Source organism: Bifidobacterium dentium JCM 1195 = DSM 20436 (genome assembly GCF_001042595.1).
Lineage (GTDB): Bacteria > Actinomycetota > Actinomycetes > Actinomycetales > Bifidobacteriaceae > Bifidobacterium > Bifidobacterium dentium.
The window spans coordinates 1810005-1830961 of the sequence record NZ_AP012326.1 but is presented as its reverse complement, the minus strand read 5'-3'; the positions used below and the strand labels follow the sequence as shown (position 1 = coordinate 1830961).

General features: G+C 58.6%; 22 protein-coding genes and 1 tRNA gene. 14 read left to right on the top strand and 9 right to left on the bottom strand.

The window, feature by feature from the left end; genetic code table 11:
* Positions 1 to 12 precede the first annotated feature (12 nt).
* Positions 13 to 387 carry a hypothetical protein gene (locus BBDE_RS07880; protein ID WP_003839278.1) on the top strand — a complete coding sequence of 125 codons (375 nt, stop codon included), beginning with the start codon at positions 13 to 15 and terminating at the stop codon, positions 385 to 387.
* Positions 388 to 406: 19 nt separating this feature from the next.
* Entirely contained in the window at positions 407 to 610 is a 204-nt protein-coding gene (locus tag BBDE_RS07875; RefSeq protein ID WP_003839280.1) for a helix-turn-helix transcriptional regulator, read from the top strand.
* Between the two features lie 185 nt (positions 611 to 795).
* On the opposite strand, the gene BBDE_RS07870 is transcribed toward BBDE_RS07875, so the two are convergent.
* Positions 796 to 1410: an alpha/beta hydrolase gene (locus BBDE_RS07870; RefSeq protein WP_003839281.1), complete on the bottom strand. Its 615-nt coding sequence runs from the start codon at positions 1408 to 1410 to the stop codon at positions 796 to 798.
* 217 nt (positions 1411 to 1627) lie between these two features.
* On the opposite strand from BBDE_RS07870, the gene BBDE_RS07865 reads away from it, so the two are divergent.
* Entirely contained in the window at positions 1628 to 2278 is a 651-nt protein-coding gene (locus BBDE_RS07865; protein WP_012902371.1) for a DNA-3-methyladenine glycosylase, read from the top strand.
* Between the two features lie 76 nt (positions 2279 to 2354).
* On the opposite strand, the gene BBDE_RS07860 is transcribed toward BBDE_RS07865, so the two are convergent.
* Both BBDE_RS07860 and murI read right to left on the bottom strand, forming a co-directional pair.
* Positions 2355 to 3203, bottom strand: a complete 849-nt coding sequence (locus BBDE_RS07860) for a patatin-like phospholipase family protein (protein ID WP_003839284.1) — start codon at positions 3201 to 3203, stop codon at positions 2355 to 2357.
* A gap of 58 nt (positions 3204 to 3261) precedes the next feature.
* The gene (gene murI, locus BBDE_RS07855; protein ID WP_012902369.1) at positions 3262 to 4038 is read right to left on the bottom strand and encodes a glutamate racemase; all 777 of its coding nucleotides are present in this window, start codon (positions 4036 to 4038) and stop codon (positions 3262 to 3264) included.
* Between the two features lie 63 nt (positions 4039 to 4101).
* Between murI and dapF the strand changes: the two genes are divergently transcribed.
* On the top strand, positions 4102 to 5001 hold the full coding sequence (dapF, locus tag BBDE_RS07850) for a diaminopimelate epimerase (protein ID WP_003839286.1): 900 nt from the start codon (positions 4102 to 4104) through the stop codon (positions 4999 to 5001).
* Positions 5002 to 5003: 2 nt separating this feature from the next.
* Here dapF and BBDE_RS07845 read toward each other — a convergent pair whose 3' ends face one another.
* Positions 5004 to 5633, bottom strand: a complete 630-nt coding sequence (locus BBDE_RS07845) for a vitamin K epoxide reductase family protein (RefSeq protein WP_003839287.1) — start codon at positions 5631 to 5633, stop codon at positions 5004 to 5006.
* An 84-nt stretch (positions 5634 to 5717) separates the two neighbouring features.
* On the opposite strand from BBDE_RS07845, the gene BBDE_RS07840 reads away from it, so the two are divergent.
* Positions 5718 to 6653, top strand: a complete 936-nt coding sequence (locus tag BBDE_RS07840) for a PHP domain-containing protein (RefSeq protein WP_003839288.1) — start codon at positions 5718 to 5720, stop codon at positions 6651 to 6653.
* A 1-nt stretch (position 6654) separates the two neighbouring features.
* On the opposite strand, the gene BBDE_RS07835 is transcribed toward BBDE_RS07840, so the two are convergent.
* Entirely contained in the window at positions 6655 to 6879 is a 225-nt protein-coding gene (locus tag BBDE_RS07835) for a DUF3107 domain-containing protein (RefSeq protein ID WP_003839297.1), read from the bottom strand.
* Between the two features lie 54 nt (positions 6880 to 6933).
* A complete protein-coding gene (locus BBDE_RS07830) occupies positions 6934 to 8508 on the bottom strand; it encodes a phosphotransferase (protein ID WP_074695984.1) in 1575 nt (524 codons plus the stop codon).
* A 70-nt stretch (positions 8509 to 8578) separates the two neighbouring features.
* Here BBDE_RS07830 and BBDE_RS07825 point away from each other — a divergent pair, with 70 nt between their 5' ends.
* Positions 8579 to 10087, top strand: coding sequence for an ATP-dependent helicase (locus tag BBDE_RS07825; RefSeq protein WP_003839300.1), 1509 nt, complete (start codon positions 8579 to 8581; stop codon positions 10085 to 10087).
* 24 nt (positions 10088 to 10111) lie between these two features.
* On the opposite strand, the gene BBDE_RS07820 is transcribed toward BBDE_RS07825, so the two are convergent.
* Positions 10112 to 11614 carry a zinc-dependent metalloprotease gene (locus tag BBDE_RS07820; protein WP_003844597.1) on the bottom strand — a complete coding sequence of 501 codons (1503 nt, stop codon included), beginning with the start codon at positions 11612 to 11614 and terminating at the stop codon, positions 10112 to 10114.
* A 60-nt stretch (positions 11615 to 11674) separates the two neighbouring features.
* On the opposite strand from BBDE_RS07820, the gene BBDE_RS07815 reads away from it, so the two are divergent.
* Both BBDE_RS07815 and BBDE_RS07810 read left to right on the top strand, forming a co-directional pair.
* A complete protein-coding gene (locus tag BBDE_RS07815) occupies positions 11675 to 12544 on the top strand; it encodes a YlbL family protein (RefSeq protein WP_003839302.1) in 870 nt (289 codons plus the stop codon).
* A 100-nt stretch (positions 12545 to 12644) separates the two neighbouring features.
* Entirely contained in the window at positions 12645 to 13070 is a 426-nt protein-coding gene (locus BBDE_RS07810) for a DUF3052 domain-containing protein (protein WP_003839303.1), read from the top strand.
* Positions 13071 to 13306: 236 nt separating this feature from the next.
* Here BBDE_RS07810 and BBDE_RS07805 read toward each other — a convergent pair whose 3' ends face one another.
* A complete protein-coding gene (locus BBDE_RS07805; RefSeq protein ID WP_003839304.1) occupies positions 13307 to 13597 on the bottom strand; it encodes a hypothetical protein in 291 nt (96 codons plus the stop codon).
* 188 nt (positions 13598 to 13785) lie between these two features.
* On the opposite strand from BBDE_RS07805, the gene BBDE_RS07800 reads away from it, so the two are divergent.
* Positions 13786 to 14166 (top strand): winged helix-turn-helix transcriptional regulator, encoded by a 381-nt coding sequence (locus BBDE_RS07800; RefSeq protein WP_003839305.1) that lies wholly within the window; start codon positions 13786 to 13788, stop codon positions 14164 to 14166.
* 81 nt (positions 14167 to 14247) lie between these two features.
* Here the strand turns inward: BBDE_RS07800 and BBDE_RS07795 are convergent.
* Positions 14248 to 14321: transfer RNA gene (locus BBDE_RS07795), tRNA-Val, on the bottom strand.
* 187 nt (positions 14322 to 14508) lie between these two features.
* On the opposite strand from BBDE_RS07795, the gene BBDE_RS07790 reads away from it, so the two are divergent.
* From BBDE_RS07790 to recO, 5 genes are all read left to right on the top strand, one after another.
* Positions 14509 to 15933 carry a DivIVA domain-containing protein gene (locus BBDE_RS07790; RefSeq protein WP_003839308.1) on the top strand — a complete coding sequence of 475 codons (1425 nt, stop codon included), beginning with the start codon at positions 14509 to 14511 and terminating at the stop codon, positions 15931 to 15933.
* Between the two features lie 67 nt (positions 15934 to 16000).
* Positions 16001 to 17179, top strand: coding sequence for a 1-deoxy-D-xylulose-5-phosphate reductoisomerase (dxr, locus tag BBDE_RS07785; protein WP_003839309.1), 1179 nt, complete (start codon positions 16001 to 16003; stop codon positions 17177 to 17179).
* 66 nt (positions 17180 to 17245) lie between these two features.
* On the top strand, positions 17246 to 18433 hold the full coding sequence (gene ispG / locus BBDE_RS07780) for a flavodoxin-dependent (E)-4-hydroxy-3-methylbut-2-enyl-diphosphate synthase (protein WP_003839310.1): 1188 nt from the start codon (positions 17246 to 17248) through the stop codon (positions 18431 to 18433).
* Positions 18434 to 18459: 26 nt separating this feature from the next.
* Positions 18460 to 20163, top strand: a complete 1704-nt coding sequence (locus tag BBDE_RS07775) for an alpha/beta hydrolase family protein (RefSeq protein ID WP_012902361.1) — start codon at positions 18460 to 18462, stop codon at positions 20161 to 20163.
* 61 nt (positions 20164 to 20224) lie between these two features.
* A complete protein-coding gene (recO, locus tag BBDE_RS07770; protein ID WP_003839314.1) occupies positions 20225 to 20953 on the top strand; it encodes a DNA repair protein RecO in 729 nt (242 codons plus the stop codon).
* The last annotated feature ends 4 nt before the right edge of the window (positions 20954 to 20957 follow it).

Below are 20957 nucleotides of genomic sequence, written 5' to 3'. Positions count from 1 at the left end.
AAGGATATTGTGATGAAGGCTGAGGTTGTTATTGTTTCACGGTTGGAGCGCCATGGCGGGACGATGCTTATTCCTGTTAAGGAGTTGGCTGGCCGGTGTGCGTCCGATTGGGCTGGTTTGGATGACGTGCGTTTCGCGTCGGCCGTGCTGCCTGATGAGGGTTTGCGCGGCGAGTTCGACCGATTGGTGGATGCGGGTGAGGATTCGCAATCGGTGTGGGATTCGTTCTATGATCGTGTCCACGAGTTTGCGGCGTCGATGACGTTGGAACGGCTGGTGGACTGGTTCGTGGCGTTGCATGACCCGGCTACGATTCTGAATGTCCACTATGGCGTGGATGGTGTTGAATATCTTGACCCGGAATGCACTATCGGGGACGACGACTGATCTTGAAAGGAATTTCGTCATGGGTTTGAGGGAGTTACGGTTGAAGCGCGGCATGACGCAGCAGCAGCTGGCCGAAAAGGTCGGTACTACGCGCGGGAGTATCTCTGCCATTGAGATTGGTGCCCGTAAGGAGGGTAATCTTACGCTCACCATGGCTGTGAAGCTGTGTGATGCCTTGCATGTGGCTAATCCTCGCAAACTGCTTGACGATGACGATAAGTAACGGAGCTTCGACATAAAACACATAAGGCGTAAGTATAATTTTAAATATTCTTGTCTACCACTTCCTTTTCTGTCCATTCCCCAAAGCTCTCTTTCTGCACTTAATTCCGGCGTCACCAGTTATGGCAATCCCAAACATGTACCGTGATTGTAAACAAGTACACGGCTTGCGGCATTCATACCCCCTCACAACCCCAGCCACTTACGCAAGTCAGCGATTTCGGCATCGCAGATGCCATGGCCCATGCCGGGATACTCGAAATACGTGAGATTGCCGGTCTGCTCGAGTTTGGCCCGTGCGGTGTGCTGGTCCGTGGCGGGAATCGTGCGATCCTCACGTCCATAACACAATGCGAACCGTGTGCGGCCGGTAATGGGTGCAGAACCTTCTTCACCTTTGAACGACGGGCTCATCAGTATCGCGGCGTCAAACGAATCGGGGTGTTCCAACACCATGCGGTACGACAGATAGCCGCCTTGCGAAAACCCGATCAACACTTTACGGAACCGTACGTACGAGGGCGAGCGCAGTAGTTCAATGACGGCGTCGCCAACATCATGGCATTCGCGGCGGCGTTCTTCCGTGGAGCAGCCGTCGGGGTACCAATGATTGTTGCCGATGAACGGTCTGCTGTATGTGCCGCGGAATGACATGTAGTTCGGTTCATGGTCGGAGCCGTCGTAGAGTGCTTCGATGATGCGGATCATTTCGGTTTCGTCGTTGCCGAAACCGTGGAATCCTAGGAACAGCAGGTTGTCGTCACTGCCGAAATCGATGTTCGTCACCGTTCTTATGCGCATATGCGTCTCCCTTGATTCTGAAGATTCCTGATACCATCAGCTTATATGCAGGCCAACGAATGGCAATCCAACCGTTACGCATGCGGTCGGCGTAATCGTAGCGCCCGACCTATCATGAAAGCTGTTTCACCACGCGAGGCCGTTCTACGGCAATGCAAAACGTATGAACAAGCGTACGAAAAAACATGCGGAAAGGCGGTGCTGCATGAGGAAGTGCATGGCGTCACGGGATTTCCCGAATGACATATTGTCCGGTTCGGCCGATGAGGCGGCCATTGGATTGCTTGGCTGTCTGTTGATCCGTGAATTCGATGATGGCGGTATCGCGGCCGCCCGCATCGTGGAGACGGAGGCCTACGATCAGAACGATCCGGCAAGTCACGCCTTTCACGGCAGAAGCGAACGCAATGCGGCGCTGTTCGGCCCTTCCGGACGCGCATACGTCTATATCTCCTATGGCATGCATCGCTGTTTCAATGTCAGTGCGGGGGATGACGGCTTCGGCGCGGGAGCGTTGATTCGTGCCGTTGAACCGGTGCGGGGCGTTGAAATCATGCGGGAACGGCGGTTTGCGAATCGAAGTGGCAGCCGCACAACCGTCGGCAATCGCAAGGACGTCGATTTGACGAACGGTCCGGCAAAACTATGTCAGGCCATGGGCATCGATCTGAAACTGTACGGGCATGACCTGAGCACGGCTCCATTGTATTTGGAACGCAATGCCCTGCTGGAAGGCGAGCGTATCGCAGCGTCCCCGAGAATCGGCATCAGCAAGGCGGCAGAGCGGCTGCGCCGATTCTTCATCGTGGACAATCCTTACGTTACGAAAAGTCCGTTGAACAGACGCAACACATTACTTGCAGGCTGAAGGAACATACTTGCAAACTGAAGGAGAGTCAGCGTCGCCTGCCCGAAGGGTGGCAGGGGAGTGCGGCGTCCGCCCGTCAGCTGTTGAGAAAATCAGGAATGGCTTCGGCTGCGGCGTAGCCGGCGCGATACATGCGTTCCAGTCCTTCGAACGATTTGCTCAACGTGCTCAGTCCGTATAGGCTTTCCGGCGCGAGGATGAGCACACGTCCGTCCTTCTCATACTGTTTGGCCAATGCGACCTCGTCGTTATACGTCCGGTAGCGGTTCAGCAGGCGTTCGGCCGCAGCCGGATGAATATGTTTCAGGATTCTGGCCGGCCCGATGTCTTTCTTCTGCTCGCGAAGCACATCCTTCAGCCGGGTGAGGACCACGACCACACGGTCGTAGCCGTCGTCCAGCGCTTTCTGCACCGGCACCGGGTCAGCGATGCCGCCATCGTAATACGGTATGCCGTCGATCACATACGGTTCGCAGGCGACCGGCACGGCGGAAGAGGCCTTCATGATGTCGAAATTGTCGTAGCCGACATCCGACTTGTCGAAATATTTGGCCGAACCGTCTTCCGCATTGCAGGCGACGACGGTGAAACCGGTCGGATTCGCCTCGAAGGCTTCATAGTCGACCGGATATTCGCCGTCATGATTGCTCAGCGTGCTGTACACATAGTCCAGGTTGGCGAAATTGTGATTTCTGATGTAACTGTCGAAGCTGGCATATTCCTTACGGAACGCATACTCCGTGTAAAACTTATGGTTGCGTCCATGTTGCCCGGCGATGAAGGAGACCATGTTCGCGCTGCCTGCGGAGACGCCATAGCAGTGGTTGACGCTGATGCCGTCCTCCATCATGCGATCCATCACGCCCGCTCCGAAGATCGCCCGGAAGCCACCGCCAACATCAATCATCGCCGTCTTGTTCGTCATGGATGCCGTCCTTTCGTCCGTTCCCACGACTTTACGCGCGTATTGGGGACATTCGCGTTCAGCGATGAAGAAGGGCTTCGGCTAATTCGGCAATTCGTTCGGAAGTGTCGGAATTGGCGAGTTCGATTCCGCCGACGGCTTGGTCCGGAGCGAGTTTGCCCAATGATTCGAGAACGACGCTCAGGTGACGGACGGTACCCTGGTTGCCATCGATGATCGCAGCGGAATCCGGCAGCAACTCGCGGAAATAATCACGATAAAACACGAAATGCGTGCAGCCAAGCACCACCGAATCAATCGTTGACAGATCATACCGGTCGAAATAATCATGCAATGTGCGCATCACCAGATCATGATCGTCGAGTCGGCCCTGTTCGACGATTTCCACCAAACCGGGGCAAGGCTGCGGGAAAATCGTATGATCCGATTTGAAACGGTCCATCAACACCGCGAATTTCCGTTCGCGCAAGGTGAGCGGCGTCGCCGCGACGATTACGCGCTGCCGTTGCCCCTGCCCGCGCTCGCAGGCGAGTTTCAATGCCGGTTCCATGCCGATGATCGGCACGTCATACGCGTCACGCAAGGCATCCGCAGCCGCGGAAGTGGCGGTATTGCAGGCGATTACAATCGCCTTCGCGCCTTGTTGCACGAAACGCTCGACGATGGCGAACGACAGATCACGCACCTGTTTCGGTGTTTTCGTGCCATACGGGGCGTTGGCGGAGTCGCCGAAGTACAGCACCTGCTCGTTCGGCATACCCTTGCGGATCTCACGTGCCACGGAGATGCCGCCCAAGCCGGAGTCGAACACGCCGATCGGTGCCGTCGAAGTCATGATTCCTCCCATCTTCCCGTCATGACGTCTTCACATAGCCTACCGCGTGTACAGTGAATCGGTATGAGTATCCCCAGCATTGTTTACAAAGCGCACGCCACCGGCAATGATTTCGTGGTCTATGCGGATCCCGACGGCCGATACGAGCCGACCGCCGACGAAGTTCGGTTCCTGTGCGACCGTCATTTTGGCATTGGCGGCGACGGGCTGATTCGTCTCGCGCACCCGCAGGATGTGTCCGACCTGAAGGAGGCGCAACTCGCCGACTGCGCCGCGGGCCAAGCCGAATGGTTCATGGATTACCGCAATGCGGACGGCAGCCTGGCCGAAATGTGCGGCAACGGCACGCGTGCGATTACCTTGTTCGCGCAACGGCAAGGGCTCGCCGACCGGCCCGGTGGCGAACCGTTCCGCCTTGGTACGCGCGCCGGCGTGAAGATCCTGACGTCGCTCGGCGAGGTGGAAGGACTCGGCAAGGACGTGTTCCGCGTCGAAATGGGCTCATGGCAGCGAGGCGACGTCGACGGGTACGAGGTGTCGATTCCTGGAACCGCCGGTTCGGCGCGCGGCACGTTCGTGGACATGGGCAACCCGCATGTGGTCGCGGTGATCGAGGATGCGTTCGCCTCGCTACCGACCGTGGAAGAGCTTGACCTGGTCGCCAAGCCGGTGGTCTCGCCCGAGATTCCGACCGACCAGAACGTGGAATTCGTGCGCATCGACGAGCAGAGCGAAGGCGACGACGAAGGGGAGGCCACCATGCGCGTGAACGAACGCGGTTGCGGCGAAACGCTCTCCTGCGGTACCGGCCTGTGTGCCACGGCGATTACGTTGCGTTCCAAAACCGGCATCGACCATTGGACCATCACGGTTCGCGGCGGCACCCTACGCGTGGACGTGACCGATGATGACGTGACGCTTACGGGCAGCGCCACGATCGTCGGCAAAGTGGAATTGCTGTAAGCTCAGGCGAACAGCATCGGGCCGTCCTTGACGAGGATGATGACGACGAGGGCGACCAGCCAAACGGCGTCGATCATCAGATCGATGTTGAGACGGTAGTATGTACGCACACCGTCGCGGTTCATCGGCAGCTCCTGCACGACCGCAGTCGCATGCGAGAGCGCCATGAACTGAACGGTCGTGGAAAACATCAGCATCAAGCACCACGGGCACAGTGCGTTGATCACGAACAACGACTGTGAGGTCAGCCAGTACGAATAGGCGAGTGCCGCGAGTCCGCCCAGCCACGTGCAGATCGCGAACCAACGCGGCACGGCGATCCGTGTCAAGCCGATTACGGCAATCGTCACGAACACCGACTCCGCGGCGATGCCGAAGAATGCGTTCGGATAGCTCAATCCTGCGAACTTTACGATTTCCGCCTGCCAGGATTCGGCGACGGTCGAGCATGACAGTACCGCGTTCACATCGCAGTTGAGCTTCTGCCCGGGATTACGAGCCAGTTCGAGCGTCTCGGCTGACAGCACGAACGATACGACCAGTGCAACGGCCGAGGCGAGCAGCATGATCAGATACGTCCAAGTGGCACCATGACGCCACCCGCGTGGCTTGTTGTAGTCGATTTCGCTCATACGTCAATCCTTGTAACGGTCGTTTGCGACACAAACCGGCTGGTTTGCGCCATGTTATGCTGCCAATCAGCTTACGATGGTGATATGACTCACGTTGGTATTGCCGCACCGCCTGTCGTCGGCTGGGATATTCACTGCCATACCGTGTTCTCCGACGGTACGGAAACGCCGCGCACCTTGCTTGAACAGGCGAAATCCCGAGGATTGCAGGGTGTTGCCATCACCGATCACGACACCACCGCCGGCTGGTCGGATGCGCAACGGGCCGCGACATGGGCGGAACTGCCGTTGCTGCGCGGTACGGAAATCACCGCCGACGACAATCGGATCTCCGTACACATGCTGGCATTCCAGTATGATCCCGACAATGCGCAGATTCGTGAGATGTTCGCCAATACGCGGGCTGCGCGATTACGGCGCACCAAGCGCATGGTGGAGCATATCGCCGAGGACTATCCGATTACGTGGCACAGCGTACAGGTTCAGGCGCATGAAGGCATGCGCACCACCATCGGCCGGCCGCATATCGCCGATGCGCTGGTGGCGGCCGGCGTGTATCGAACCCGTTCCGAAGCGTTCGCCGGCGTGGTGAGCACTTCCAGCAAGTACTACATTCCCACGCCTTCGCCGACTACGCATGATGTGGTCGCCGCGGTGAAGGCCGCCGGCGGCGTTACGGTGATCGCCCATGCGGGGGATCTGAGCCGCAACAGGCGGCTGCTGTCCGACGGACAGATCGAAAGCCTGATCGCGGAAGGCTTGGATGGTCTGGAAGTGTGGCATCGCGGCAATCCTCCGCAACAGCGTGAACGGTTGCTGGCAATCGCTTCGGCACATGATCTGTTGGTGACCGGCGGCTCGGATTGGCATGGCAAGGGCAAACCGAACGAGCTGGGGGAGAACCTCACCGATGCGGACACCGTGCGTGAGATCGTCCGTCGAGGCGTGCTGCCGCTGTTCGGTGCGTACATGAAAATGCCCGCCGGCAATTTCGCCAACGGGCATCCAAAACGTACATGAATCAGAGATTGCCGAAACCTACGGCATGCTTGGTTTCGGAACCGATGATGGCATAGCCGAGGGATCCGGCCGGCACTACGATGCGGCGGCCCTTGTCATCGGTCAGATTGATGGTCCTGCCATGCTCCACGGCATCGGCGATGGCGGTGTTCACGGCTTCGGCGCTTTCCTCGGTGCTGAAGGTGACGGTGCGTGCCACGTTCTGAATGCCCAGTTCGATATCCATGATGCTCCTTGTGAGTAGTGATGATGCACATGCCGTATTGCCCGGCGCTGGCATTTATTGTACCTGCGTATTCCCGCCGGTTGCGTCGGAGACGTCCTGACCGTCGATCCTGGCCTGAGCCTGCTGCATGGTGGCCTCGTCACGCTGCAACAGCGGAATGATCATCGTGGCGGCATCGCTGTGCTCCTGCGGAATCGTCTGCTCGTTGGTGTCGCCGTCACCGGCCGGACCATTGATGACGATAGTGGCGGAAGATGGCATCGTATCATGCAATTCCTTCGCGGAATGCTCCGGAATGAACGTGCTGATCGGCACCGCCGGACCGTCATCGGCATGCTGGCCGCCAGTGACGTCAAAAGCCTCGGTCGCATCATCGACGGAATCTCCGGAAGCCTGGATTTGTGCGGAGCCGGTTTGATCGAGGTTGCCGGTCACGTCGAACTCGCCGGTGGAATCATCCTCGACTTCGGAAGTCGCTTCGATATGACGTTCGCCGGTGACATCGGTTTCGCCGGTATCATCATTGATGAGCGACCGTTGCGCCGCCTCACGACGACGTTCGGATTCATTCAGCAGCGTACCGACGGTGATGGTGCTCGGCGGACGGTCGCCGTTGCGGTCATCCTGCGGACGTGGGGCCGACTGCGTGCGCGTCTTGGCCGTAGCGACGCCCAATTGGTGCGCAAGACGTTCGACCTGCGCCTTGAACTGCATGATCTTGGCGCTATCGGCCTGGTTCAATGCGGAGATGAAATCGCCGACCTGTTCCATCTGCAGCCACAGATTGGCGCGTAGCATGATCAAATCATCCAGACGATTGCCCAACATGCGACCATACGAAGACAGCACCGCATTGCGATGGTTCTCATCAAGTTTGGCGAAGATCCAAGCCAGGTCGCGGGCGGGATCGTTCATCTGCATATCCTGCCAGTTGGTGATCGCAGTGATGGAAGATCCGGAAAACAGGAAATCGCCGTCATGGAAACCGCCATGCACCGGACAGGTGGTAAACGACCACAGGCCGTCGGTCTCAAGAATGTTCGACCAGCTCGTAGTGATTTCCGACGGAACGTGGCCCGCCTGCCGAAGCCTTTTGATCCAAGCGGTCAGCTGGGCGCGAATCTGGCCCGTCGTGAACGCGGGATACTTCGCCTCCTGCAGAAAGGTGGGCCGCAACCGATGGATCGCACCCAAGGCGGTGCCTACGCCGGCACAATCGTCCAGCGTCAGCAAATCCAAGGAACGGGCCTGACCGACATGATGCATGGCGACCATGACCGTGGTGTCCCCAGTGGCGGAACGTTCCAGATCGCCATTGGAAAACGCGATGACGTGATCGAGATCGAAACCCAGACCGGCCAGCTCACGTGCCTGATGCAACGTCTGCGCGGCACGCACACGCCCCGCGAGACGCTTACGGCCAGCCACGGTGTTGGATGCGAAAACATCATACAGTTTGCCGGCGGCGTCCTGGACCACGGCATGATCGATGCCGCAACCCTCGTCGGTCGAATTGGTCTGTTCGCTGCCACGTACGCCCGCCACGGCGATATTCGGCATCGCCGCGCTCGTCAGGGCGGCCATCATGAGTTTGCTTCGTTCGGTCACAAGGTCAACACTAATACACATAAGGCGTAAAGGCGTAAAACAACACCGACTTGCCGACGTTGATGACCTCCATGGCATGCGAGGGTGCACAATGGTGCATATGGACGCATCCGCAGAGACGATTCTTGAAGGGCTGGACGATGCGCAACGGACCGCGGCCACGACGGTGAACGGACCCGTACGCATCATCGCAGGCGCAGGGGCGGGCAAAACCCGTACCGTCACGCGCCGTATCGCCTATGCATGCGCCACCGGCGAATGGGATCCACGGCGTGCACTCGCCGTGACCTTCTCCGTAAAGGCCGCAGCGGAAATGCGTTCCAGACTGTCGCAACTCGAAGTCGACGGCGCGGTCAAGGCCGCAACGTTCCATTCCGCGGCACTGCATCAAATCCGTCGCGTATGGCCCGACCTGTGCGAAGGACCGTTTCCGCACATCAGCAGGCAGCCAAGGGAATTAGTGGCGCGTTCGCTGCGCAGAGTCACCACCATGCAGGTCGATGACGAAACGGTACGCAATCTACAGGCGGAAATCAACTGGTGCAAGATCTCCCTGGTCTCACCGAACGACTACCAACGCGTATGCGCAGCCACGCATCGACAACCTCCGGCAGGGCTTGAACCCGATCAGTTCACGGACGTGTATCAGGCATACGAAACCGAAAAGACGGCGCGCGGCGAAATCGACTTCGACGACATCCTGCTCATCGCATGCCATGTTCTGGAGAGCTATGACGAAGCATCAGCCGCCATCCGCTCATCCATCGGATGGCTCACCGTCGACGAATACCAGGACGTTTCGCCACTGCAACATCGCCTGCTGACACGATGGCTGAGCGGCAACCGCAACATTTGCGTGGTAGGCGACCCCGCGCAGACCATCTACTCGTTTGCTGGGGCCAGCAGCTACAGTCTGCTCGATTTCGCCGGTGAATTCGGTCCGCTTTCGGCCGATATCAGCCTGAACAGAGACTATCGTTCCACACCGCAGATCGTGAACTACGCCAATCGAGTACTCAAAGCGTCACCGCAGCGGGACGACTATCTTGTACTGCAATCCGGTCGGGAACAAGGCCCGAGGGTCACACAGACCGTATACGCCAGCGATACGGAAGAGGCGCAGGGCGTGGCCATGCGCATAGCCAAACTCGCCTCGCAGGGGGTATCTCCTTCCGACTGTGCGATTCTGACCCGCATCAACGCACAGCAACAGATCCTCTGCAAGGCATTGCAGGAACAGCATCTGCGCTATCGCATTCGCCGGGATAGCGGATGGCAGAACTCCGCGCTCGCTGATGACGCGCAGACGCGCCTGGCCATGTTGGAGGCGTTGGGTGTCGGCTCGGACATGAACGGTGTGACCATCTCCACCATCCATGCCTCCAAAGGCCTGGAATTCAAGCATGTGTTCCTGATCGGCTGTTCCGAAGGACTCCTGCCATACGGTTCGCCGCAGGACGGCGATCAGCTGGAGGAGGAACGACGTCTGCTGTACGTGGGCGTGACTCGCGCCGAAGACACCCTGCATCTGTCGTATGCACGCTCCAAAGACGGCCTCAACGATGGTCGAGGCCGTCGGGTCAGCCGGTTCCTGAGCTGACGTGTCCTGAATTGGCGGAAGGCCTTACTGCTGTTCTTCCCGCTCTCCGCCGTCGCCCTGCTCCTCGTCGAGAAGCTTGCTGAGTTCCGCATCCCAGTCGATGGTGCCGGACTCCGGGGCCGGAGCGTTGTTCTCCGCCTCGCTGTCTGCGGGCGGGTTGGCGGATTCAGCGGGATGGCCGACCTGCGATGCCGCGCCTGTCAACGCGTCGTTACCGGGCAACTGCGGCAGCAGATCCGGATGGGACCATTTCGCGTCGCGAGCCTCGGGGCCTTCCTGTGCTCCGATGCTCTCCCATAGTGCCGCCGCTTCGCGCATGCGCTTCGGTCGTAGCTGCATGCCTAGCAGATTTTCGAAGGTGCGTTCGGCCGGACCGCCGATGGCGCGTTCACGGCGAAGCATCTCGCGAAGCTGCTCGATATGCGGAATGTGGGCCATGCCGGCGCGCCAGACCACGGCGTCAACCCAACCTTCGACCAGAGCCAGCAGCGTCTCCAACGAAGCCATCGCCTGCCGTTGTTCCGGAGTGTCCGGAATGCCGACCTTGGTGAGATTGACTGCATCGGCCATCGATTCCGGATCCATGGTGCCCGCGTCTCGCAGTTGCTCCTCCATGGCATCGAGATCGATATCGATGCCGCGCGCATACTTGCCGATCAACGCTTCAAAACGCGGCATCAGCCACGGCACGGCGGCGAACAGGCGGGCATGGGCCAGCTCCTGCAATGCCAGGAATGCCATGACCTCGTTCACATCGATGTCGAGCGACTTCGCATATTCCACGACATTCTGCGCAATCAACGCGCCGGAAGGATTCTTCAGCAGTGCGATGCCTTGGTCGAAGCTACCGCGCACCTCATGGGACAGATCTCCGGCGGCGCGCCCGAGTTGCATGGCGAAGGACGTGTTGCCGAGCAGTTTCATCAGCTGCTCCGGATCCTTCATGCCTTCCGGAATCGGAATCGGCACCGGTCCGGCGAACATGCCGGCGATTTCACCTTGGACGGCGCCTCCCAGACGGTCGGCGATTACGGAGGCCAGGGCATCGTTCATGGACTGGGCCACGGGCGAGGCAAACTGCGCCCAAGCGTCAATGGTGCCTTCGACCCAGCCTGCACGGGTCAGTACCTGCGTTTCGCCGGGAGCCGGATTGAATTCGCAGGCGGTGTCGAGCCACAGATTCGCCTCGCTGATCGCCTTGCGTGCGATTTCACCGTCGCCGGCACTGACGCTGCCTTCGGAACCGGAGTCGTTCGCCTGCTGCAAAGCCAGCGATTTCGCCAACTTCACATTGATCGGGCCCTCCTCGACCGTGCGTTGCATGTCACCCATCGTATTGAGACCTCCGGCGGTGAAGGCCTGCATGAGGGACTGCACTTCGGCCGGATTCGGCAGTTTGCTGGGGTCCTGGCTGAGCAGCTGCTCGCGAATCTCATCGGGAAGGTTGGAAAGCTGATTCCAAGCCATTTCACCTTGAATCGGACCAAAGCACTCGATAAGCCACTGGCGGATCGCATTCTCGTCCATGCCGTTCCCTGCTTTCTGCATGTTTTTCTTAAGTTCAGATGCTTCCATACTATGGGAGGTATGCCCAATATGCATGTAACACGTCAACTTCACGCCAAAAGCACACTCAACCGCATCGGCAAGCGCGTGGATGGCTTCTTCGCGGCCCGTTCATGGCGCTATCTCACGGGAATGTTCACCGTGGTCCTGTGTGTGCTGGTGATGGTATTGCCCAGTGCCTATGTGGTCGAAACGCCCGGCCCCACGCAGAACGTGCTTGGCGAGTCCGGTGGCAAGCAGGTCATCGCCGTATCGGGGGTCAAGACCCATAAGGATTCCGGTCAGCTGTTGCTGGTGACCGTCAACGCCTCAGGTGTGCCGGGATATCCCGTCACCAATGCGCAGGCGCTGTGGGGCTGGGCCGATTCTCATACCACGGTGATGCCGCGCGAGGCCGTGGTTCCGGTCGGACAGACTACCGAGGAATACAAGAGCAGCAGCGAAAAGGAAATGACTTCTTCGCAGGATTCCGCCACCACCGCGGCCCTGAACTTCCTCAAAGACAAGGGCTATGACGTCTCACAGGCGAAGGTCACCATGCATGTCGATGATATCGGCGGGCCTTCCGCCGGCATGATGTATTCGTTGGGTCTGATTGACAAGATCTCCGGCGAACGGCTGTCTGGTGGCAACATCATCGCCGGAACGGGCACGATGGATGATCAGGGCAAGGTCGGTGCGATCGGTGGCATCCGCCTGAAGATGCTCGGAGCGAAACGTGACGGGGCCACCTGGTTCCTGGCGCCCGAATCCAATTGCGACGGTGTGGTAGGTCATATTCCCGACGGACTCAATGTGGTGAAGGTCTCGACCCTTGACGAGGCATATCAGGCATTGATCGCCATCCGTGACGGGAAAGGCTCATCTCTTTCGGGGTGCAAGGCCGAGTAGCGGGTGATCGGATCGTAGAGGCGCAATCAGTGCGGATGCAATCTCGAACAGTGAGCAATTCCAGCGTTCGTAACGTATATGTTCGAGCTGTGTTGGTATATTGGCGAACGTGAACCAAACGGCATCTGATAACGCTGAAGAATTCGGTTTCCAAGCCGGCGACCTGGTACAGGAATGGCTGTGGGACGACGATGTGGACGACTCGATCCGCGCCAAGATCGAGGAACTGACCGGTGAGGAACTGGTCGACGAGGACTATGATTCCGCTGTCGATGGCGTAATCATCTGGTGGCGTGACGGCGACGACGAGGATGAGCTGTCCGATACCATCGTCGACGCGTATGCGGTTCTTGGCGATGATGGCCCGTTGTGGGTGTTGACCCCGAAACCGGGACGTCCGGGCGCCGCAAGCTCAAGCACGGTGCAGTCCGCGGCCAAGACCGCAGGCATGAATGCTGCGACGCCGCTGACCGTAAGCTCCGATTGGAACGGTATCCGGCTGCGCGCCTTCGGCAAAGGCAGATAAGACTTCCGCTCGACACGGGCGGTGTGCGTCAGACGAATGAGCGTCTGCCGCAAGTGCGGCATGCACCGTGAACACGATGCTCCATGGCTTGACTCCAATAGGATTCAAGCCATTTTTCATTGATGGAACAGGTCGGCTTGTCCGTTACGGACGTTTTCTACAATAATTTTGGCCCCTGTAGAGTTCCGTTGCCTATGTCACCGACAACGGAACTCTACAGGGGCCAAAAGGTATGGTTATGCAACTTCGTAGAAGCGCACATCAGGGTCAGCGGCCCAAGTCGGCTTGAGCCCGACGAAAACATCGTTCTTGAACAAATCGGTTTCGAGGTATGCCTTTGCATGCTCCATGCTGTCGAAACCGTGGATAACCTGAACGTCCTCGTCGCGAATAAGGAGCTCTTTTGTCAGGGCACCTTCGATGGTGTCAAGGAACGGCTGACGATAGTCAGTGTAGACCTTTGCCGCGGCCGGACGGTTTTCCGGATTGATGACCATGGTGATTTCAAGATAAGCTTGCACCTTCATTATGAATCCTTCCGATTATCAGCGTTTTTGCTTGCATTGCACCTTTCCGGATGCGATTCGAGCATATCGTGCTAACTCAGCGAATGGAAGATATAAAGAAGTTTATAAGTTACTTATAAATTTAATAGTAACTATATCCATCGAAGTAATCATGCTATGGTGAAGATGAAAAATCGGGAGGCGTTGAAATGTACCGGAAGAAGATGGAGGCGGACATTAGGTGCCCTTTGGAATATGGGCTTAAAGTGTTCGGCGGTAAATGGAAATCCCGTGTGATCTGTGTGCTGAATGAAAAGGGAGTTCTGAGATACAGCGCCATTCGCAAGGAAATGCTCAATGTTACCGATGCCGTGCTTTCCTCCACATTGAAGGAACTCATCAACGATGGTCTTGTTGCTCGCAAACAATACGATGAGATACCGCCGAGGGTGGAATATTCCTTAACGGACAGAGGAAAATCAGTGGTGCCGATTCTTCAGAATATCTGCAAATGGGCTGGTATTTTTCAACGGGAAAGCAGCGACAATGTGATGGCGCAGTGCCAGAAATGCGATTACAACAGGCAATAGAACAATCTCTTGCCGTAAGGGGATACGTGCCTACGGGGGCAAAATAAAGAATGCTCATTCGCTGATGATTGCAGGAAACCGTGGGCGATGAGGGATTCGAACCCCCGACATCCACCGTGTAAAGGTGGCGCTCTAACCAACTGAGCTAATCGCCCGCAACGCTCTACTGTACCGTATGGTGCGTCGTGCATCGCGTGTCGGGCGAGTCGCGCGAGCCCCGCAGGTATGTTCCGACGTGTTTCGCGTGTTGTTTCCGCGACATTTTGCATGAAATCGCATGGGCGTCGAATCAATCACGTAAAGTGATGACGTTGAATACTGTCTGTAGGAGGTCGATAGCCAATGGCGCAGGAACCTGAAGCCGGTAGGAACGCATCTGGAGTCGCTCGCACCGGAAAGCGCAAGTGGGGGTATGACCCTGCGCAGGTGGACGCTTTTTTGGAGCGTGCGCACATGCTGTATGAGAGCGAAGGCGTTCAGCTGACCCAGCATGACATTCAGAATGTCTCGTTCGATCTGGTGAAGGGCGGCTACGTGATTGCCCAGGTCGACGCGGCTCTGGCCCGTCTGGAACGTGCCGTAGCCGACAAGCAGACCACGTGGGAGATCTCTCAGCATGGCCGGGTGGCCTGGAAGGCCCAGACCGAGGCGCTATACCGTCAGCTCGACGAACATGCCAAGCGTGCGGCCGGCGAACGTTTCAAGTCGGGGGAGCCGAAGACGCCGTCCTACGACCGCAAGCAGGTCGACCGCATCATCGACCAGAGCATGGCGAAAGCCGCTTCCGAACTTGACATCGAAAAGATCTCCCGTGAGGATGCCAAGCATCTCGTCGATCTGAATTCGACGTCCGTCGCCAACGTGATCTTCACGCAACGCAAGGGCAAGCGGGGTTATGACGAACGGCAGGTGGACTATTACCTGAGTTCATGCGTGCAGCTGCTGACCCGTCTGGAGTCATACGCCCGCGTGGCCGATTTCGTGGGCGAGCCCACTGAGACCTCGCAGCAGACGTCGGCCTCCTCCGATGCCAAGGAGACCCAGTTGATCGCTCCGCTGTTCGCCAAGCCTGCGATGACGACGGAACATGACGACGAAACGGCTTCGAAGCCGGGCGAGTCGTTCGATGCGCTTAACAAGGCCGAACGTGAGATTTTCGCGGCTCCGGCCGTCTCTCCCGTCAGCACGCCGGAGGCGGAGACATCGGCGACGTTCCCGCCATCTGTGCCTCCAGTATTCCAACCGTCCGTCACTCGCGCCTCCGTGGAAAACAAGGCCGAGGAAGACGCGAACGCTGAAGCTCCCGTTTCTGATATGCCGCCGAGCTTCGCTCCTGCGGCCCCGGCCTACAAACCGGCTGAGCCCGCTGCCGATTCCTCGCTGGCCGCTTTGGCCCATATGGCTGAATCGACCGACGAGCCGTCCCCGGCCGAAACCTCGTCTGCGCCGTATGTTCCGGATCTGTCCGTCCCAAGCGTGCCACAGGTCAACACCGACGCTCTCGACCTGAGCTCCATGACCTCGTTGTTGGCCGCCCAGCATACGCCGGTTCCTCCGTCCATTGACATTTCGAGCGCTTCCGCACCTTCGGCGGCACCGGCTGAGCCCGCCGGAACCGCCACGAAGCCTGAGGCCCCTACTGTGGAGGATGCGGGCAAGACCGAGGAGAAGAAGGACGAATCGAAGGTTTCGCCGCTGTTCCCCGGTGATTCGCATGGCCTGAACGTCGACATTCCCGATCTGTCCTTCCCGACATTCGATGACTGATCGGCAACTGTCGTCGGTCGATCATCGGATTGTCGCATCTATCAACACTGGAGAAAACGCATAGCTTATGCAGACTTCAACAGTCGTAATTCTTGGATCCACCGGTTCTATCGGCACGCAGGGCCTCGACGTCATCTCACGCCATCCCGATCGCTTCGACGTGGTCGGTTTGGCGGCCGGCGGTGCGCATGTGGACCTGCTTGCCCGGCAGGCCGCGCAGTTTCACGTTTCAAGCGTGGCCGTGTTCGACGAGCATGCCGTGCAACCGTTGCGTGATGCTCTGGCACAGGCGGGAGCTGCACATGTCGAAGTGACCGCCGGACCCGAAGCCGTGGTGAATATGGCCGGTTCCGGTGCCGATGTGGTACTCAACGGCATTACCGGTTCGATTGGTCTTGAGCCGTCCATTGCGGCGCTGCGATCCGGCTCCCAGCTTGCATTGGCGAACAAGGAATCCGTGGTGGCCGGCGGTCACCTGCTGTTCGACGCGCAGGTTCGTGCGCAGCAGATCAACCCGGTCGATTCCGAACATTCCGCCATCTGGCAGTCGCTGCGTTCCGGCACGCATGGCGAGGTGTCCAAACTGGTCGTAACCGCATCCGGCGGTCCGTTCCGCGGTTGGACGCGCAATCAAATGATCGACATCACGCCCGAGCAGGCATTGAACCATCCGACTTGGCATATGGGGCCGGTCGTAACCATCAACTCGTCCACGTTGATGAACAAGGGCTTGGAAGTGATTGAGGCGAGCCGATTGTTCGACGTGCCGCCAAGCCGCATCGAGGTGACCGTGCACCCGCAGTCCATCGTGCATTCGATGGTCGAGTTCCGTGATGGCGCCACCATTGCGCAGGCTTCGCCGCCGGACATGAGGCTGCCGATCGCGTTGGGACTCTCCGCTCCGGAACGACTTGGCGATGTCGCTGCGGCCTGTGATTGGACGAAGGCTGCCACATGGACCTTCGAACCGCTTGATGATGAGGCGTTCCCGGCCGTAAACCTTGCACGCCACTGCCTTGAGGCGTCCGAAAAGCATACCGCGGTACTGAACGCGGCCAACGAACAGGCTGTGCATGCCTTCCTGGAGCATCGTCTACCGTACCTTGGCATCGTCGATACCGTCAAAGAGGTGCTTGACGACATGGACTGTGAAATGCGAGGCAATCCGCTGTTCGCATCCGTGGAGGAAATGAGCCAACTCGAACATGAAGCTCGCCGTCGTGCCGACGAACTGATAAATAAGTAGTGGTTTGCTCAGTAGTGGTTTCGTTGGCTCCGCCGACGATGCTTTGACTTACAAGGATTATTGACGATGCCAGAAATCGAAAAGCCGTTCCGCAAGACCGGTGAAGCCGCCATCAGCGAAAGTCCGCTGCACCCGCGCCGCGAATCCCGCCGTATCATGGTGGGGCCGGTGCCTGTCGGCGGTGGAGCGCCGATCTCCGTGCAGTCCATGACCAATACGCTCACAGCCGATGTTCCCGCGACCCTGCAGCAGATCGCTGAACTGACCGCGGCCGGTTGCGACATCGTGCGTGTGGCCGTGCCCAGCCAGGATGATGCCGACGCTTTGCCGGAAATCGTAAGGAAATCGCCGATTCCGATCATCGCCGACATTCACTTTCAAAGCAAATACGTGTTTCAGGCCATCGATGCCGGCTGTGCCGCGGTACGTGTGAATCCGGGCAATATCCGCAAATTCGACGAAGTCGGTCCCTCCATCTGCAAGGCGGCCACCGATGCGGGCATCTCCCTGCGCATCGGCGTGAACGCAGGATCGCTAGACAAGGAACTGTACGCCAAATACGGCGGTCCGACCCCGGAAGCGCTCGTCGCCTCCGCCATGAAAGAAGCCCACATGTTCGAGGACGTCGGCTTCCATGACTTCAAGATCTCCGTAAAACACCATGATGTGATTACCATGGTCGAAACCTACCGTCTGCTTGCCTCCAAAGGCGACTGGCCGTTGCACCTCGGCGTCACCGAGGCAGGTCCGGCATGGCAGGGCACCATCAAGTCGTGTCTCGCGTTCGGCGCGTTGCTGGCGGAGGGTATCGGCGACACGATTCGTGTGTCATTGTCCGCTCCGCCGGTCGAGGAAGTGAAGGTCGGCTGCAAGCTGCTCGAATACATGGGACTGCGGCAACGCAAATTCGACATCATTTCCTGCCCGAGTTGCGGCCGTTCGCAGGTCGATGTGATACAGCTCGCCAATGCCGTGACCGAGGGGCTGAAGGATATCACCGCGCCGATTCGCGTGGCCGTAATGGGCTGCATCGTCAACGGCCCCGGCGAAGCTCGCGAAGCCGATCTGGGCGTGGCCTCAGGCAATGGCAAGGGACAGATTTTCATCAAAGGCAAAGTCATCCAGACCGTGCCGGAAGACCAGATCGTCGAAACCCTGCTCACCAAGGCGCAGGATATCGCCGCACAGATGGAAAGCGACGGTCAGGTGCCGGTCAACGCCACCGGACCGGTGGTCGTACCCGTTACGCACTGAAGGTCATCTCAGCCGGAGTCGGTAGAATGAACGGCGTGTCACATCAGGAACGTCAGCTTCAAACCGCTCGCCCGGCGCGGGCATGGTCGCGCGGCAGACGGTTGATGGTAAGCCTGCCCATCTTCATTATTCTGCTGGGTGTTCTGGTTTCCATCTCGAATCTGACCGCGACCACGTGGAATTACGAACCGACCGGACAGACCATCGAAACACTGGCGTCCGATACTGCAATCACCTTCGACGACACGACCGGCAAGGCCGTCACCCAACAGGGCGACTATGAGGTGAGTCAACGCTACATCACCATCGACGCGAAACAGCCATCCACTGGGGAAATCCAAAAAATCAAAGTGCTCATCCGTGAACCGAAAGGCGCCGGCGGCAATCGGCCCGGCGTAGTTTTCATGCACGGAGCCGGGTACGGAACCTGCGACAATTCCTTCGGCGACATCGCCTACGATCTGTCCTCCGCTGGCTTCGTCACAGCCGTGCTCGACAAGCCGGTGTGGTCCACCAATGATGCGACTCGTGATTATCCGGGATCGGTCGCCATCTACGATCAGGTCATCACATATCTGCGCTCCCTCGACAATGTCAGCGAGACGAAGGTCGGCATTTATGCGACTTCCGAAAGCACATGGATCTCCTCATATCTGCTGCAGCAGGATCATGACGTAGCGTTTCAGGTGCTCCTCAGCCCCATGGTCTACTCGCCACGACATTCGTTGGGATTTCTCGCCGCGCAGGATTTCGCGCTGGTTGGCGCGCATGACGGCTACCAGTCGATCGTGCGTCGCGTCTTCAACATCGATCCGGAACTGTTCGGACTGACCAATTTCGATATCGAGACGCTGGTGCCGCAGGCCTATTCGATACCGACGCTGGTGGCCTACGGTACCAAGGATGTGATGACCGCACAGGTCGAAGGCACCGAAAAAATCGTGGATATGGCGCACAAGGCCGGCAACTGGGACGTGACCGTACGCAGCTACCCGATCGCCAATCATGTGTTGCGCCTGGGGGACGAGGCGAACACCGGCACGCCGTTCGCCGACGATTATGTCAATGATGTGATCAGTTGGGCCGTCGGCACGACGGAAGGTCTGACACAGACCAGTGAACGCGTTGCCGGAGCCGAACTGTACCAGTCGATTGCGGTACCGCTCGAGTTGAAGGCGAATCGAGGCCTGACCATCTATCTGGTCGTATTGCATGTCAGCATGCTGTTGTTGCTGCTGGCGATTGCGGTGGTATGGCTGGCGGTGTTGATCCGTAAGATTTGGGCGCGCGCACATCGGCGTCGTTACCGCCTAGGGTTCGCTCATGGTTTCGGCAATGCGCTGGTCACGCTGACCATCGCCACCATGGCCACATTGGTATTGTTCTTCGCGGGCCTGGGCGAAGTGATCATGGGCGTGGTCAAATTGGCATGGGGCAGTGCGCCAGCCGAGGATCCGGGCATGATGTATTGGAGTTGGCCCGTCATCCAGATTGTCTGCGTGGCCGTGGTCTGGGCGTGGTCGCGTGTGTTCATGAGACTGATCGAAGTGGCGGGCAGTCGAGGTCTTGCGCAATGGCCTCCACGTCAAGGCGCCATCAGGGAAATAGTCTCCGGCCGGCAGCCGGTGCTTGCCTCCACACGATTCGGTCGCATATTGTTCTGGCTGACGGCTATCGCCATGCTGGACGTGCTGCTGGTCTTCGCCTTCTGGGGACTGTTCATCTACTGAGATATCCGCTGGGGCCGGAAAAGACAACGCAGGGCGATTATCCGGAAAGGAGGTGCACATCATGCCGTTGTATCAGGACGAAGGAGTCGTGCTGCGCACGGCAAAACTCGGTGAAGCCGATCGCATCATCACCTTGTTGACGCGCGACCACGGCAAGATCCGTGCCGTTGCCAAAGGTGTGCGCCGTACCAAATCACGGTTCGGCGGGCGTCTGGAACCGTTCATGCGTGTGGATGTGCTGGTAGCCGAAGGCCGCTCCCTTGATGTGATCTCACAGGCCGAATCGATTTCCGCCTATGCCGGACCGATCTGCGCCGACTATGGCGCCTATGCCGCAGCCAATGTGATCGCCGAAACCGCCGACAAACTCGTGGCCGGCGAACACGAGCGTATGACGATGCAGTACCGGCTGGTGTTGGGTGCGTTGAATGCGCTTGCCAAACATGCGCATGATTCGAATGCGATCGGAGACTCCTATGTGATGCGGGCATTGGCACTTGCAGGATGGACTCCGCGCTTGCGTGCCTGCGTGGTCTGCGGAGATCCGATCGATGCCGGAAGGACCTGGTATTTTTCGATTCCAGCCGGTGGCGTGATGTGCTCCGCCGACCACACTCCGGAATCCACGCTGATTCCTTGGAACACACTCTGCCAGATGCAGGCGCTGGTCGACGGCGATTGGGGAGAGTTGGATACGGCACCACTGACCGCCGAAACCCGCCAATTGGTGGAAAAATGGGGCGAGTACTATCTGGAGCGGCCGATTCGTTCGCTGCGCTTGCTAGATTAGCGGG